Source organism: Campylobacter sp. RKI_CA19_01128 (genome assembly GCF_025771175.1).
GTDB lineage: Bacteria > Campylobacterota > Campylobacteria > Campylobacterales > Campylobacteraceae > Campylobacter_D.
On sequence record NZ_JAKMPU010000011.1, the window covers coordinates 1 to 16,851 of the forward strand.

Consider the following 16,851-nt stretch of genomic DNA (forward strand, 5'->3'; position numbering starts at 1 on the left):
AGGAGAGAGCGTGAAAAAAATACATGGTAGTTTGTGTGTTACTTTATTATTTGCGATGATGCCAAATTTATCATTTGCTACTACGCAAGCTTTGTATGAAAAATCATCATCATCTTATATTATAAAAAATCATTCTTTTGAAAATCAAAATTTTTATGATTATTCAAAAGATGTTTTTATTAAACTTAATGGAAAAAATTATCATGGGATTAAAAATAGTCAAAAAGATATTGATGGGGCAAGGTTAATATATAATAACTTTGGTGTATTAACTCCAGATATTAAAGATGAGGATGTTGTTAGTGTATTAAACACTATGGCTTTTATGAACGCGCGATCTAGTATTTTTTATATTCCTTTTGTTGTAACAGGGTTTAATCTGAAAAAAAATGTAAAAAATAGTCAGCTTATCTTGGAAAATGGTGAATTATCATCAATATATTATATAAAACCTAAAAACATAAATAAAGAATTTCCAAAAGGTGTTGAGGATGCTTATAGATTTATAATTAGTCCTGCTTTTGTAAATTATGCTAATGCAATTAATAACTCACTTATAGTTAAAAATTCTTATATTAATATGGGTGTTGAAAATACTGAAACATTTGCACTAAATGGTGCTCCTTATATAGCAGGTTCTGTTGTTTTAAATGGTATGGCAGATTCGAATAAGCTAAACCTCGAAAAGGGTTCTAAAATAGGCTTATATAATACTCAATATATTACAAATTATGATGGTACCCAACTTTATGATCGTAGGATACCCCATCTTTTTGGTGGATTTGCTACAGATGGTGATGCAAAAAGCAACTCAATTATTTTTAATGGGGTTGATTTTATAGTGCATGGAAAAAAGAATGAATACTTTGCATCTAGTACTATTGAAGCTTATGGTGGATTAGCTAATACTAGTACGAGTGAGAATTTTAATGCAATTAATAACAAACTTATAATTAATAATATTAATCTAGATTTGGAAGTGGATAAAACAAAAAATCCAAGCTTTTATGATGCTATTTTATTTGGAGAGTTTTTTGGAGGAAAATCTATTAAAGGAAATGCTCTTAAAAATAAAATTTATGTAAGAAATCTTAATACTATAGGAGAATTAAATAAAAATTCTAAAGTGCAAGCTTCTATGAATTTTTATGGAGGTTTTGCTAGTAATGGTCAAGCAAATGAAAATCATGTAGAATTTGACTTTAAAAATCCATTTAAAATTAGTGATAATTTTTCAGGAAAGAATTATTTTAGATTATATGGTGGTTATGCAACAAAAGGAGCAAATGGTAATGTTATTAGTATAAAAAATAATCTTAATGAAGAATTAGTTCCGCAAAACTATAAAGATGAACTTGTAGTGTATGCAGCTAGAACCTTAAGTGGTAATGCTAATGATAATAGTATTAATATTGAAAATTCTTTAATTTCTCTTCCTTTATATGGCTTTATAACCAAAAAAGTTACTATGCAAGATCATGTTTATACGCCTGAACAAGCAAATGGGAATAAAATCTCACTAAGGGAAGTCAAATCATCAAAAAATTTAAGCTTTTTAATCGAGGCAAAAGAAGTCAATGATAATAAGATAACTTATGATTTAGTACAAAGTCTTTCTGAAAATAGTTCTTTAGATAGAGGTTCAAAAATAGTTATAAGAGCAGATGAAAAAGCAAGTAATAATTATATATATTTAAAAGATTATTCTTCAGCTGCTAAAGAAAGTGCTACTGTAGTTGGAGCAGCTAATGAGAGTTCATATAATAAAGTCATACTAGAAAATGCTACATTTGGAACTTCTTCGGATAAAAGAGAAGGGTATTTGCATTTAATAGGTGGTGTATCTAAAAATACTCATCATAATATAGTAGAAATTTTTAATATTAACATAGATGAGTATAAAAACAAAAATGCTGTATTTATTGCAGCATCTGCTGTTTTTAAAGATAAAGACAAAGAGAGCAAATCTTATAATAATACTCTGTACTTAGGTGGTAATTTTTTTACTTATGAAAATGATAGCATGAACTGTATTAGCGGTACAATACTCCATGAACATGCTGAGAAAAAAGTTTATAATCATATAGCTTCGCATTTAGAAAATTTATCTAAAAATAATCATCTGATATTAGACGTTGCTTATGTTGGTACTGAAATGGTAAATAATTTTGAGGATTTTACTTTTGTAATATCTAAAAATACTCAAGCAGATCAAGCGATGTTGCATATTAGTAATGAACCATTAAACCTTACTTTATCTGGAATTTTTAAAGTATTAGTAAAAGATAACTTAGCACTAAAAAACAAAACCTTTAAATTAATACAAAGTGATAAAGGCTTTGTGGATGAAGATGGTAAAAGCTTAAGTGAATATAGACTCAATAAATATCTAAGTAAAATGTCCTCTAATGTAAAAGACATAGACTACAAACAAATAAAAAACTTAAAAGGTTTTAATAAAGTTAAATTTAGTTTAGAAGCTTCTAAAGATCTAAAAACTATTTATGTGAAATTTAATTAATAAGGAGTTAAAACATGAAACAAGTTGGAAAAAAAATATTTCTTTCTACTATAGCATCATCTTTAATCTTTTCTCCACTAATGGCTTTACCGCAAGGTGGTAAATTTACTCATGGAACTAGTGGGACTATAATTACTAATGGTAATAGTATGAGTATTACCGGAAAAACAGAAAACGGTAATCATGTTATCCAATGGGGTGGCGGTTTTAATATAGATAAGGGTCAAAGTGTAAACTTTACTACTAGTGGTCAAAATTATCTAAACATTGCTTATCAAAAAGATGCATCTAAAATTTTTGGTTCTTTAAATGGTGGGACTAATAATATTTATTTAATTAATCCTATGGGTGTAGTGATAGAAAAAGGAGGTAGTGTTACTGCAAATAAATTTGTAGCTTCTACTACGCCATTAAATGATGGACAGGTTAGTAAATTTTTATCACAAGGTTCAAAATTCTCTCCAGTATTTGATGTAAACAAAAAAGGAAACATAGTTAATCTTGGAACTATTAATGCAAATGATATACTATTAATAGGTAATAAGGTGGAGATTAATGCTGGTAAAATTTCTTCAAATGCTAAAAATAATAAATCCGAAATTCATTTAGTTGGTAATAGTGTATATGTGGATGCAGCTGTTGTTGGTAAGGAAAATGATGTTATGGCGACTATAGCAGATAAAAATGGTCAAGCTATAGCTCAGCAAAGTATTAATAGCTTTACAAATAATGGTAGTTTATTACCAGGTAATAATCTCAAATTTGGAGATTATGGAGATGTTAAAAATGAAGCTAAGTCTTGGACTAAATACGGAAGTATCTCAGATGCTGCTGAGTGGAATTTGTTTGCACAATATTGGAATAATAATAAAAACAATTTTAGAAATTCTTTTGATAATTTTCGTTTAATTGATGATATTGATTTTAAAGGCCAAAACACTTCAATAGTGGGAATAGATGAAAGTAGTGCTTTTACAAAAAGTTTCGATGGCTCAGGATATAGTTTAAAAAACGTGAATATTAATACCAATTCCCAATATGTTGGATTATTTGGCGTAGTAGAAAATAGCACCATAAGAAATTTAAGTATTGATGGTTTAAAAATAACAGGAAATACCAATAGTGCTTATATAGGTGGTATAGTTGGTAAAAATAAAGCAAATAGTAAAACAAATTTTACAAATGTAACAGTCAATGACATTGATATAGATATCAAAGGTTCTAATAATAAAATAGGTGGAATTATAGGTTGGGGTAATGGTTCTAATGGTGCAATTAAGTTTGAAAATGTAGCTTTAAATAAAATTAGTGTTGAGGGTGGAGAAGGTTCATATGTTGGTGGAATAGGTGGTCAAATTGATGGTGGTCATTTTAATAATGTTATTTTAAATGATATTGAAAAAATTATTGCTCATGGTAGTTCATATGGTAAAGCTGGTGGGATAACTGGGTATAGTGGAAGTGCTGCTATGATGAAAGACGTATATTTGTTTTTTAATGCAAATTCAGTTTTATCTGCTGATGGTACAACATACAAAGCTGGTTTACTAGTAGGTCAAGCTGGAAATGTGGGTACATTCGACAATGTTCATGTTTATTATTCTAATAATCAAAGTGGTACTGTTGATGAAAGTGCTGTTTTAGGTGTAGAAAAAATAAAATATACAAATGAAAGCACAGCTAAAGGTAAATTTCATCAAAAAGTAACGGAACAATTTAAAGATGTAAAATACAAGGATGAAAAATATGCTTTTGCTGATTCTTTTAGTAAATCCATAGATGCTTCAAAACTAGAAAAAAACGATTTTGATCCTGCTATGCTTCAGCATATTTTAGATGATATTATGAATGGACATTATGCTTATGATACTAAAACAGGTAAATGGAAAATTGTAGGCGGAAATGAAAACAATGAAATTGATCAAAGTGTTGATTTTTTAAATACATTTTTTGCTAATGGTGCTATAGGAGATGAATTCTTTAAACTTTGGAAAGATGATGGTTCAGATTCTTATAATAAATTTAAAGCAGTTTATGAAGTTTATACAAACAAAGAGACTATAAAAAAAGAAAAAGAAGATGAAGTAAAAAATGCTCAAAATAATTTTAATGATGCTTATAGTGCTTATAAAAATACTTTAGCTGCTTTGATAGAAAGAATTAACGATTATAACAAACTTAATGAGCAAGGTATAACAGATAATTTACAATCAACTTATGATTCTATCTTAGCTAATATTAAAGTACTTGATCAACTATACTCTAACTTAATGGGTTCTTATGATAATTTAAAAGATAATGTTTTTGTTAAAAATGACATTAAAGAAGTTGGAGGATATAATGGATATAGTGGTTCATATGAAATTTTAGGTAGTGTTAATTTACCTATTAAAGGATTATTGCCAACATTTGATGAGCCTGGAAAAGGAGGAGGCGGTGAAGATCCAACTGAACCAGAAGTTAAACCTAATATCCCAAAACCTGATCATAACTTGGTAAAAATTGTTTATTTTGAAGATGAAGAGAAAGAAGAAAAAGAAGAAGCAGAAATAGGCGAAGCTAGTGCAGATGCGGGTGGAATTCGTTGTATAGTAAGCGATGAATCTAAAACTATGAATGTGTGTATTACAAGAAAGAGATAAGAGTATGAATAAAAAGATATTTTTTATAAGTTTAATCACAGCCCAAACTTTATTATGGGCTGAATCTGATGAAACAAAAGTTAGAAAAATGATAGAATTATCTCCTCATTCATCTAATCCTCAAGTTAAAAATTTAAGCAATAGCTTAAAAAACAAAGATCAAGCTATAGAGTATAAACAAGAAAAAGAAATAAAACCACAAAGTCAATCTCAAGAAAATGTTAGCTATATTAAAGATTTTATTTTGCATATAGATAATGAAGGTGAGACTTTTGAAAAATTAAAAATTAATAAGGCAGATATTTTACAAGTTCTAGAAGGTTATAAAAAACAAGAACTTAATCTTCAAAATTTAAAAGATATCACAAATATCATTTCTTATATGTGTCAAGTTAGTGGTTATCCATCAACTGTTGCTTATATACCACCACAAGATTTGAGCAATCAGGTAGTTCAGGTAAATATTGCATTTGGTACTTTAGGGAAATTTATCATAAAAGATGAAGAATCTTTAATTTCATCTTATGCTGTAAATAGTAAGTTAAATGAAAGCTTAAAAGGAAAAATTATAACTACCAAAAAGCTTGAAGATGCTATTTTTAGAATTAATGAGATGTATGGTATAAAAACATCAGCAACTTTACAATCTGGAACTGAATATGGCCAAAGTGATATTATTGTTGAAATAGAAAAAGATGACCCAGCTAGTTTTTTGATATATGCAGATAATTATGGAACCAAATCAACTGGTAAGTATCATGCAGGGGTAAGTGCTAGCTTTAACAATCTCTTTAAACAAGGAGATAATTATAATTTTTATCTACAAAATAGTGATGAACAACAAATTAATTTTGGAGCAACTTATAATACTTTTTTAGGGGACTTAAAAATTTCTCCAACTATCTCTAAAGGTTCTTATATACTTGCAGGGGAAAGATATGAAGGTTTAGGTGCTTATGGAACTTCTTTAAATATAGGAGTTAATTTTTCTTATCCTATATTCTTAACACACGAAGCCTCATCATATTTAATCTTTGGAATTACACATAAACAACTACAAGATTATTATTTTGATGGTAGTTTGGGTTTTAAAAAATACAGTGTTGTGGGTAATGTTGGAACACAAGGAACTTATAGAGGAATTCCAAATAACTCTTTTAGCTATACTTTTAATGTGTTTTATGGAAATGTAGATGATGATGGAGGTAGTATAACTTTAGCAGGACCTGAATTGGGTCATTTTGGAAAAATAAATCTAGATGTTAATAATGAGTATTATCTACACGAAAAACTTACCCATTTGTTTAGTTTTAGCTATCAAAAATCTATAGGAGGATCAATACTAGATAGTAGTGAAACTGCCTCTATAGGTGGTCCTTATGGGGTAAGAGCTTATTTAGAAGGAGAAGGTAGTGCAGATAATGCTGTAAAAGCTAGTTTTGGAATAAGATATGAAACCCCTTTGCCAGGATTTTATATTACACCTTTTTATGATATAGGATATTCTTGGTATGAAAATAGTGATAACTATATAGATGATCATTATTTTATGGATGCAGTAGGACTTGAATTGTTATATCTAAATCCTGGAAAATATTATGTAAAACTAGATGGAGCTAGAGCTGCACATCAGTATAAGTATGATGGAGAACACAGAACTAGAATTTATCTTAGTGGTGGGGTGTATTTTTGAAAAAATAAAAACTTTAAAATATAAACTATAACTTTGCTATAATTATATTTTATATTTTAGAGGTGTAAATGAATAAAATTTTATTACTAGCTGATGGGATTTTTGCTAAAGATTTTTTAAGGAAAATTCATAGCAATAAAACTTTTAAAGAATCTTTGAGTGTTGTTTATTATAATGATGAAAGTGTGGATTTGGATTTAGAAAATGAGCAAATATCTTTTTATAAATTTGATCCTACGAGTTTGGTTAAACTAGAAAATTTATTAAAGGAAGAATTTCATCAAGCTATCATCTATATGCAAGAAGAAGCAGATATGCTAGCTTGCTATAAAAATTTAAGAAAATTACACCCAAGATTAAACATAGTTATCATGGATTTGTGGAATAGTCAAATTGATGATAATTTTTGCGAAGTGATTAATATTTATGATACTTTAAGCACGAGATTAACAGGTTGTTTAGATAACATGCCTTCTATGGCGCAATTTATAGGGCTTGGACAAGGCGAGATAATGGAGGTAAAAATTCCTGCAGGATCAAGCTTTGCTTATAGACATATAAGCTCTATTAGCCAAAAACGCTTTAAAATTGTAATGGTTTATAGAAATAATGAATTTATCCTAGCAAGACCTGGGCTTATTTTAATGCCAAATGATAGTATTTTAATCGTAGGCGATCCTAAAGTTTTACAAAGTGTTTTTACTAATGTTAAAACAAGCTTAGGACGCTTTCCATCGCCTTTTGGAGATAATATACTTTGTATTATAGATATGAAAAAAATGAGTGAGTTTGCTATAGAAAAGCTTATTTTTGCAAGTTTACTTTTGCATGTAAGGATTAATAGTAAAAAGCTTTATTTTAAAGTGATTAATCCTACTTTAACTCCTATGTATTATAAACTTAAAGCCTTGCATAAAAATAGCACTGAGGTGATATTTGACTTTGAAAGTACAAATGTAAAAAATATTAAGCCTTTTGTGGAAAATACTAGCATAGGTTTACTTGTAGTGGAAGATTATCTTTTTGAGAAAGAAAAAAGTTTTCTTTTTACTTTAAAAATTCCTGTTTTAAAAGCAGGTAAAGGGGATTTTGCTGACTTAAAATCATCAGTGGTTTTAAGCTCAAACTTTGAAGATGTGGAAGGTATTGCTTCTATTATGCTTGATTTAAATAAGCAAATCCAACTAGGGCTTGCTTTGTATTATTATGATTTAAAACTAAATAAAGCTGAAATTTTTGAGTACCATCAATATTTTGAAAGCCTTTCAAAACTCCATGATGAAAAATTACTTTTAATAGAAGAAAAAGAACATAACCCTATCAATAAATTTTCTTATAAGCAAAATGTATTGCATTTTGTGCCATTTAATGAAAAAATTTTAGGAAGTAATTTCAATAAAATTTTAAAAACAGATTTAAATACGATATATTATAAGATGAGTAAAAATTATCAATTATTTATACCATCGCTGTGAGAAAACAATGCAAGTTAAGGTAAATTTAGAAAATAATACAAGTTATAATGTCTATATAAATGAGCTAGAAAAGTTAAATTTTGATACTAAAGTAGTGATTTTAACTAATGAATTAGTAGCAAAGCTGCATTTAGATATGCTTTTGGAAAAAATTCAAGCTAAAGAACTTTTTATCATAAAAATTAAAGATGGTGAAGAGTATAAAAATTTACAAACTATAGAATATATCTTAGATCAAATGTGTGCTTATAAGCTAGATAGAAAAAGTCTGCTTATAAGCTTTGGTGGTGGGGTTATCTCTGATATGGGTGGTTTTGTAGCAAGTATATATCAAAGAGGGATAGAATTTATCAATATTCCCACAACCTTACTAGCTTGTGTGGATGCAAGTGTGGGTGGTAAAACTGGAGTGAATAATAAATTTGGCAAAAACTTAATAGGCACTTTTTATCAGCCAAAAGCGGTGTATTGTGAAAGTAAGTTTTTAAAAACATTGCCTTCAAGAGAACTAGCTGCGGGCATGGCTGAATTTATCAAAATGACTGTGGTTTTTGATAAGGAAATTTTATCTTTTTTAGAAAATTTGAATGAGGATAAATTTTTAAATGCTAAATTAGATGATATTGCCTTGGCTCAAATCATCCAAAAAAGCATAGAGCTTAAAGCTAGTGTGGTTTCACAAGATGAAAAAGAAAGCGGTTTAAGAATGCTTTTAAACTATGGACACACTTTTGCTCATGTTATAGAAAATCAAACAGGATATAAAAAATACTTACATGGTGAAGCTGTGGCTATAGGTATGAATATGGCAAATGTTTTAGCATTAAATTTAGGATTATTAAGTGAGAGAGAATGCCAAAGAGTGCAAAATTTACTTGTGAAATTTAAATTACCTATATCTTATAAAATTTCAAATATACAAGAGTTTTACAATGCCTTTTTCTTAGATAAAAAGACACATTTTCAAAAGATTAATTTTATTTTAGCTTGTGGTTTGGGAAAAGCTTGTATAAAAAATGATATAAACAAAGAAGATATTTTACGCACTTTAGAGGTGTTTGCATGAAAAAGATTTTTTTACTTTTATTTTTACCTTTTTTGATGCTTTTAGCGCAAGATGATATAGAACATTTAGAGCAAAAACTCAATGAATTGCATAATAATTTAACATATAATACTTGGGTGATTAAATATAATAATTTTAATATTTACAGAAAAACTCAAAATGAAATTTTAGCTTTAGAAAAAGAAAGCTTAAAGGCTAATGAGCGCAATAAAAGCATTATAGAAAGGCAAATTTTAATCTTAAAAGAAAGATTAGAGCTTTTAAGTGAGTATAAAAGTGCAAATTTTTCCAAGATGGTTTTAGTGCCTGAAGAAGTTGATAAAATAGATAAACTAACTAATCCTTTAGCCATCATTTCAGCATACTCACACATAAAAAAACTAAGACGTGATAAAGAAGAATATGTTAATCTCTTAAATAGTTTTAAGCAAACTTTAGATGAGCTTATAAAAGAAAATGTTTTAGTGGCTGAGATAGCTAAATTAGCCCCTAGTAAAGAACATGATGAATATTTAAAAATATCCAATCAAATGGTAAGAGATTTTTCACAAACCTTGCGTTTTGGAGAAATTTCTTATTCTGTGTATGAGAAAAAAATTCAAGAAGAAATTGAAAAAACAACAGCTTCTATTAAAATTCAAGGTGTAAGAGCTTTTAATATAGTTTTGGCTATTATTATCGTTGTAGCCATAGCGTTTTTACTCAAATTTATAGCTAGAAAATATATAGGCGATAATGATCGCTTTTATACAGCAAATAAAATCATTAATTTTATTAATATCAATGTGATTATTTTGATTTTACTTTTTGGATATATTGAAAATATCAGTTACTTAGTAACTGTGCTTGGTTTTGCTTCTGCTGGTTTGGCTATTGCTATGAAAGATATGTTTATGTCTATGCTTGGTTGGTGTGTGATAGTTTTTGGTGGAAGTTTTAGAGTGGGTGATAGGGTTAGAGTTTTTCAAAACAATACACATTATATCGGTGATATAATTGATATTTCGTTTTTAAGAATAACCTTATATGAAGATATTTCTTTGCTAACTTATACAGATAATAGAAGAAGTGGTAGGATAATTTTTATACCAAATAATTTTATATTTACCAATCTTATATCAAATTATACCCATCATGGTATGAAAACAGTTTGGGATGGACTTGATATTACTTTGACTTTTGATTCAAATCATCAAAAGGCCTTAGAAATAGTGGAAGAAATCGTTATAAAAGCTTCTAAAGGTTATACAAAAATTGCAAAAGAATCTATGAGTAAATTAAGAAATGAATACAGCATTAGAAATCCTAAAGTAGAGCCTAGGTTTTTTACATTTTTAGAAGGTTATGGCATGAGAATTTCTGCTTGGTATATGACAAATTCTTATGCGGCTTTGATTTTAAGAAGTAATATAAGCAAAGAAATCATTAATGAATTTAATAAGCATGATGATATAAAAATAGCTTATCCATCGCAAAATTTATATATGGCAAAACATGAATTTATAGAAAATAAGGAAGATATTTGAAAAAAAAGGTATATTTTAAAACTTTTGGTTGTAGAACTAATATTTATGATACGCAATTATTAAAAACTTATATTAAAGATCATATTGTTACACAAAATGAGCAAGAAGCTGATGTGATAGTGATAAATTCTTGTACTGTTACAAATGGTGCCGATAGCGGGCTTAGAAGCTATATTAATGGTGTAAAGAAAAATGGAGTTAAGGTTATACTTACAGGCTGTGGCGCTGTGAGCAAGGGAAAGGATTTTTTTGATAAAAAAGAAATTTTTGGAGTTTTAGGGGCTTCTAATAAAGATAAAATCAATGAGCTAATTTCGCAAGATAAAGCCTTTTATGAGCTTGGAAATTTACGCTTTATTGATACAAAAATCGTAAGTAATTATGAAAATCACACTAAAGCTTTTGTAAAAATTCAAGAAGGATGTGACTTTGCTTGTAGCTATTGCATAATCCCAAGTGTTAGGGGTAAATCAAGAAGTATGCCAAGTGAGGAAATAATAAAACAAATCAAACTTCTTGCACAAAATGGTTATAGTGAAGTAGTTTTAACGGGTACTAATATAGGAAGTTATGGTTTAAAAGATAAAACTACACTTGGAAAATTATTGCAAGAAATAGGTAAGGTTAGTGGCATAAAAAGAGTAAGACTTGGGAGTTTGGAGCCTGCTCAAATTGATGAGAGTTTTAAAGAAATTTTAGATGAGTCTTGGCTTGAAAAGCATTTGCATATTGCCCTACAACATACCCATGAAAAAATGCTACGCATAATGCGTAGAAGATCGCATACGCAAAATGATTTAGCACTGTTTAATGAGTTAAGTCAAAAAGGTTTTGCTTTAGGAACAGACTTTATTGTAGCACACCCTGGAGAAAGTGAGTTAATATGGCAAGAAGCTTTAGAAAATTTTAAGCAATTTAAACTTACGCATATTCATGCTTTTATTTTCTCACCGCGTGATGGAACGCATTCTGCTTCTATGAGTGAGCGAATCAATGGTGATATAGCCAAAGAAAGATTAAATATTTTAAAAGATATAGTCGCGCAAAATAATTATGAGTTTAGAAAAAATCAAAAAGATACTTTAGAAATTTTAGTTGAGAGTAAAAAAGATGGTTTTTATGAAGGCTATGATCAATTTTTTAATAAAATCAAAATTACAAGCAAAGAAGATATTGCTAAACAATGGATAAATATTGAAAAATATGAATGCAAAGAAGATTGTAATTATGTAAGGTTAGGGGATGAAAAATAAAAAGATTATCTTAGCTTCATTTTTATTGCTTTGTGTTTTTGTAATAGTTGCGTTTATAAAAAATCAACCTGATTATATTAGCAAGGCTGCTTATGAAGAGCTTTTAGAGCAAAATTTAATCCAAAAAGCCATAGTAGAAAATAATGAAATATTATTAAAAAGCAAAGAAGGAAATTTTTTAATTGCTAAAGATGTAGTGGATTTAAATGCTTTGTGGCAAAAAATTCCTTTAGAATATGCTAAAGATTATAATTTAAGTGAGTTTTTTTTGATATTTATTTTGCTTGCTTTTCTTGTATGTTTTTTATTCTTTCTTAATAAAAAAAATAGAGATAGACAAAATTTACTTTCTTTAGAAAAAAATATTTTAGAAAAAAATGAACAAAATAGTACTATACAAGATGTAGTAAGTGAAGTTAAATTTAAAGATGTAGCAGGGGTTGATGAGGCTAAGGTAGAGCTTTTAGAAATCGTTGATTTTTTAAAAAATCCTCAAAAATATAAAGATTTTGGCGTAAAAATGCCAAAAGGGGTTTTACTAGTAGGCCCTCCTGGAGTGGGTAAAACTTTGATAGCAAAAGCAGTAGCAGGCGAGGCTGGGGTGCCATTTTTTTATCAAAGTGGGGCTAGTTTTGTAGAAATTTATGTAGGTATGGGCGCAAAAAGAGTTAGAGAGCTTTTTTTAAAAGCTAAATCAAAAGCTCCAAGTATTATTTTTATAGATGAAATTGACGCAGTTGGTAAAAGTAGGGGGGATTTTTCTAATGTAGAAAGAGATAATACTCTAAATCAACTTTTAACTCAAATGGATGGATTTGAAGATAATAGTGGTGTTATAGTGATGGCCGCTACAAATAAAATCGATCTTATGGATAATGCGTTATTAAGGTCAGGGCGTTTTGATAGAAGAATTTTTATATCTTTGCCTGATTTTAAAGATAGAATGCATATTTTGCAAAATTATATGAAAGAAAAAAAATCTAGCGTAGATTTAGAAAAAATCGCAAAAGCTAGTGTGGGTTTTAGCGGAGCAGCTTTAGAGACTTTAGTTAATGAAGCGGCCATTAATGCTATAAGAAGAAAATCATATTTAATAGAAGAAAATGATTTTTTTGCAGTGCTTAATAAAGTTTTAATGGGTAAAAAAAAGATTTTCTCTCTAAGTGATAAGGAAAGAAAAATTCAAGCCACATACCAAGCAGCTAAAGCTTTGTGTGCTTTTTATTTTGATGTTAAATTTGAAAAAATTACCTTAATTGAAGATAGATTTAAAGAGTATGAAAATACTATCAAATCAAAATCAGAATTATTAAATAAAATAAAAGTTTTTCTAGCAGGCTCAGTTGCTATGGAGCTTATTTTTAATGAAAGCTATACTAATGCACAAAGCGATCTTTTAAAGGTTAAAGAATTGCTTACTTTCATGGAAACTTTTGCTATGGCAAATGAGGGTTTATTACAAGAGCAAAAGCAAGAAGTGAAAGAATTTTTAGAATTAATGAAGGAAAAAGTAGTGATATTGGCTAGCATTCTTTTAGAAAATGAAAAAATAGAAAAACAAGATGTAGAAAAAATCATAATGGAGTAAAAATGGTAAAAATAGGAATTTTAGTACTTTCAGATAGGGCAAGCAGTGGAGTTTATGAAGATAAATCCGGAGTAGAGATAGAAAAAATTTTAGATTCTTATATAAAAAATGAAAAAAGTTTTTATTATGAGCTAATTCCTGATGAGTATGATTTAATCATAGAAAAATTAGCTTATTTGGCTGATGATGTAAAATGTGATTTGATTTTTACTACAGGAGGTACGGGGCCTGCTTTGCGTGATGTGACACCAGAAGCAACACAAGCAGTGTGTGATAAAATGCTTCCAGGTTTTGGGGAGTTAATGCGCGCAAAAAGCTTAGAATATGTACCAACAGCTATACTTTCAAGACAAAGCGCGGGTATAAAAGGAAAATCATTGATTATTAACTTACCGGGTAATCCAAAAGCTATAAGAGAATGCATTGAGCCTATATTTCCTGCTATTCCTTATTGTGTGGATTTAATAGGTGGAGCTTATATTGAAAATAACAAAGAAGTAATTTCTGTATTTAGGCCAAAGAAAAAGTAAGTCTAACTAGACTTACTTTGAGGTTACGTATCCTTGTGATAAAAGTGCGTTCATACCGCCTTTTAAATTAGTAACTTCTATGCCATTTTGATCTAGTAAAGCAGAAGCTTTAGCACTTCTTGAACCACTTCTGCAAACTATAGCGATAGGTTTATTACTTGAAATTTTTTTAATTTCCTCAATGAAATTTTTATTTACACTGCCATCTTCGTTGTAAAAACTAATTTTAATGGCATTTTTTATTGTACCAGTTTGTGCCCATTCGCTAGGTTTTCTAACATCAATTACTTGATAATTTTCCAAAATATCCGCATTAATATCGATATTTTTAACTTCTGCTAAAACAAAACTAACACAAAATGCTAAAGATAAAAATATTTTCCTCATAATTAACCTTCTTTTTTTGTAGCTTCATAGCCTTGCGATAAAAGTGCTACCATGCCACCATCTAGATTAGTACATTCTATACCTAGAGCATCTTCTATCATCATAGCAGTGTGTTTGCTTCTTGAGCCTGTAGCACACACAAAGGCTATGTTTTTATTTTGATAATCTACTTTTTCTTTAAACTCTTGGATGAAATTTTCATTCATAAAGCCATTATCATCGCAAAGTGCGATGAGTATAGCTTCTTTTATAACTCCGCTTTTCCATTCGCTTGGGGTTCTTACATCTATAATACAAAATTCGTGCAAAATATCTTTAGAAATAGCTATATTTTTCATTTTTCTAAAGCCTTAGAAACGATTTTGCTTAAGGCATTGTTAAATTCGCTAGGGTTATCTATACCCATGCCCTCACTAAGTTTAGCCATATTTAAAAGAATATGTGCCATTTCATTAGCTAAGGTATCATTTTCTTTTAAGGCTTTTAAAATTTCATGATTAGGATTGATTTCAAGTATAGGTTTAACTTGCTGTTCTTGCCCCATTTGTTTAAGAATTTGTTGCATAGCAAAATCAGGTTTATTTTGATCATAAACAATACAACTTGGACTATTTGAAAGTCTTTGGCTAAGTTTTACCTCTTCAACTTCATCTTTTAAAACTTCTTTTATTTTGATGAGTAAGCTTGCAAATTCAGCCTTTTGTTCTTCGCTAGTTTCTTCACTAGCTAAATGATTGATAGCGCTAAATTTTAAACCTTCAAATTCATTCATCATAGGCATAACTATGGTATCAATTTCCTCATCAAGTAATAAAACATTGATATTTTTTTGTTTATAGCTTTCAAGTAATGGAGAATTTCTTAAAAGTTTTTCATTTTTTCCGCTAATATAAAAAATTTCATTTTGTCCTTCAGCTAAGTTTTGTTTATACTCTTCAAGATCAATTAATTCTTCTTTATTTGAGTTTTTAAAGTATAAAAGCTTAGCTATAGCGTCTTTATTTTCGCCAAAACCATATAAACCTTCTTTTAAAACTTTTCCAAAATTCTCATGGAATTTAAGATAGTTTTCTTTATCTTTTTCTTTGAATTTTTTAAGTTCAGCTAAGATTTTTTTAACACTTGCTTCTTGAACGCTTTTTAAAATTTTATTTTCTTGTAAAATTTCACGGCTTACATTAAGCGGTAAATCTTCTACATCGATAATCCCGCGCACAAATCTTAAATAAGTTGGTAATAATTCTTTATCATCATCGCTGATAAAAACTCTTTTTACATAAAGTTTTAAACCACTTTTATAATCTACTCTATATAAATCAAATGGAGCTTGTGCAGGTATAAAGAATAAAGAATTATACTCTATAGAACCTTCAGCTTTTGTGTGGATATAAAGCATAGGTTTGTTTGAGTCATGGAAGTTTTGTTCATAAAATCTTTCATAATCTTCAGCTTTTAAGCTTGCTTTATTTTGTCTCCATAAAGCACTTGCTGTGTTAATTTGAGTGTTTTTTAATTCTTTTTTAGGTTCTTTTTCACCTTCTTCTAATGGCAAATATTCTTCTTTTTCCATAAAAATAGGAAATTGTATGTGGTTTGAGTATTTTTCTACTATACTTTCAATGCGGTATGAGTTTAAAAATTCTTCATCTTTTAAATGTAAGGTTATACAAGTACCTTGCTCATCTTTATTTGCATCTTCTATTTCATAACCACTAGCATCAGAAGTCCAAAGATAAGCTTTATCATCTAATGCCTTTTTGCTTAAAACCTCTATTTTAGAAGCCACCATAAAAGCAGAGTAAAAGCCTACACCAAATTGTCCTATAAGTTGTGAGTCTTTTTTAGCATCACCACTTAAGTTTTCTAAAAAGCTTTTTGTACCACTTTTAGCAATGGTTCCAAGATGATTGATCAAATCTTCTTTATTCATACCTATACCATTATCACTTATGGTTAGGGTTTTTGCTTCTTGATTGAAGTTGATTTGAATTTTTGGTTCAAATTTTAAATTTTTATAAGCATCATCACTCACGCTTAGATAACTAAGTTTATCAAGTGCATCGCTTGCGTTAGAAATAAGCTCTCTTAAAAAAATTTCTTTGTTTGAATACAAAGAATGAATCATAAGTTGTAAAAGTTGATTAACTTCAGTTTGAAATTGCATTTATAT

At 28.7% G+C, this 16,851-nt stretch carries 12 protein-coding genes; 9 read left to right on the plus strand and 3 right to left on the minus strand.

Going from position 1 to position 16,851, the window contains the following annotated elements; genetic code table 11:
* The 9 genes from L8U98_RS06940 to mog form a co-directional block, all read left to right on the plus strand.
* The coding region (locus L8U98_RS06940) for a hypothetical protein (RefSeq protein ID WP_263737854.1) at positions 1 to 2,521 on the plus strand (2,521 nt) is incomplete at its 5' end.
* 14 nt (positions 2,522 to 2,535) lie between these two features.
* Entirely contained in the window at positions 2,536 to 5,163 is a 2,628-nt protein-coding gene (locus L8U98_RS06945; protein ID WP_263725363.1) for a filamentous hemagglutinin N-terminal domain-containing protein, read from the plus strand.
* A gap of 4 nt (positions 5,164 to 5,167) precedes the next feature.
* Positions 5,168 to 6,856: a ShlB/FhaC/HecB family hemolysin secretion/activation protein gene (locus L8U98_RS06950; RefSeq protein WP_263708344.1), complete on the plus strand. Its 1,689-nt coding sequence runs from the start codon at positions 5,168 to 5,170 to the stop codon at positions 6,854 to 6,856.
* 68 nt (positions 6,857 to 6,924) lie between these two features.
* Complete coding sequence (locus L8U98_RS06955; RefSeq protein WP_263708345.1) at positions 6,925 to 8,331, plus strand: COG3400 family protein; 1,407 nt, start codon at positions 6,925 to 6,927, stop codon at positions 8,329 to 8,331.
* A gap of 7 nt (positions 8,332 to 8,338) precedes the next feature.
* A complete protein-coding gene (gene aroB, locus L8U98_RS06960; RefSeq protein ID WP_263725362.1) occupies positions 8,339 to 9,397 on the plus strand; it encodes a 3-dehydroquinate synthase in 1,059 nt (352 codons plus the stop codon).
* Entirely contained in the window at positions 9,394 to 10,923 is a 1,530-nt protein-coding gene (locus tag L8U98_RS06965; RefSeq protein ID WP_318529465.1) for a mechanosensitive ion channel family protein, read from the plus strand. Before aroB ends, L8U98_RS06965 begins: the two co-directional genes overlap by 4 nt.
* Positions 10,920 to 12,176, plus strand: coding sequence for a tRNA (N(6)-L-threonylcarbamoyladenosine(37)-C(2))-methylthiotransferase MtaB (mtaB, locus tag L8U98_RS06970; RefSeq protein WP_263725361.1), 1,257 nt, complete (start codon positions 10,920 to 10,922; stop codon positions 12,174 to 12,176). The genes L8U98_RS06965 and mtaB overlap by 4 nt, the downstream gene beginning before the upstream one ends.
* The gene (locus tag L8U98_RS06975; protein WP_263725360.1) at positions 12,166 to 13,764 is read left to right on the plus strand and encodes an AAA family ATPase; all 1,599 of its coding nucleotides are present in this window, start codon (positions 12,166 to 12,168) and stop codon (positions 13,762 to 13,764) included. Before mtaB ends, L8U98_RS06975 begins: the two co-directional genes overlap by 11 nt.
* Positions 13,765 to 13,766: 2 nt before the next feature.
* The gene (gene mog, locus L8U98_RS06980; RefSeq protein ID WP_263725359.1) at positions 13,767 to 14,294 is read left to right on the plus strand and encodes a molybdopterin adenylyltransferase; all 528 of its coding nucleotides are present in this window, start codon (positions 13,767 to 13,769) and stop codon (positions 14,292 to 14,294) included.
* A 12-nt stretch (positions 14,295 to 14,306) separates the two neighbouring features.
* On the opposite strand, the gene L8U98_RS06985 is transcribed toward mog, so the two are convergent.
* From L8U98_RS06985 to htpG, 3 genes are read right to left on the minus strand one after another with little or no spacing between them, the layout of a single operon-like run.
* Entirely contained in the window at positions 14,307 to 14,681 is a 375-nt protein-coding gene (locus L8U98_RS06985) for a rhodanese-like domain-containing protein (RefSeq protein ID WP_263725358.1), read from the minus strand.
* 2 nt (positions 14,682 to 14,683) lie between these two features.
* Positions 14,684 to 15,019, minus strand: coding sequence for a rhodanese-like domain-containing protein (locus tag L8U98_RS06990; RefSeq protein WP_263725357.1), 336 nt, complete (start codon positions 15,017 to 15,019; stop codon positions 14,684 to 14,686).
* The gene (gene htpG / locus L8U98_RS06995) at positions 15,016 to 16,845 is read right to left on the minus strand and encodes a molecular chaperone HtpG (RefSeq protein WP_087684835.1); all 1,830 of its coding nucleotides are present in this window, start codon (positions 16,843 to 16,845) and stop codon (positions 15,016 to 15,018) included. Before htpG ends, L8U98_RS06990 begins: the two co-directional genes overlap by 4 nt.
* Positions 16,846 to 16,851 lie beyond the last annotated feature (6 nt).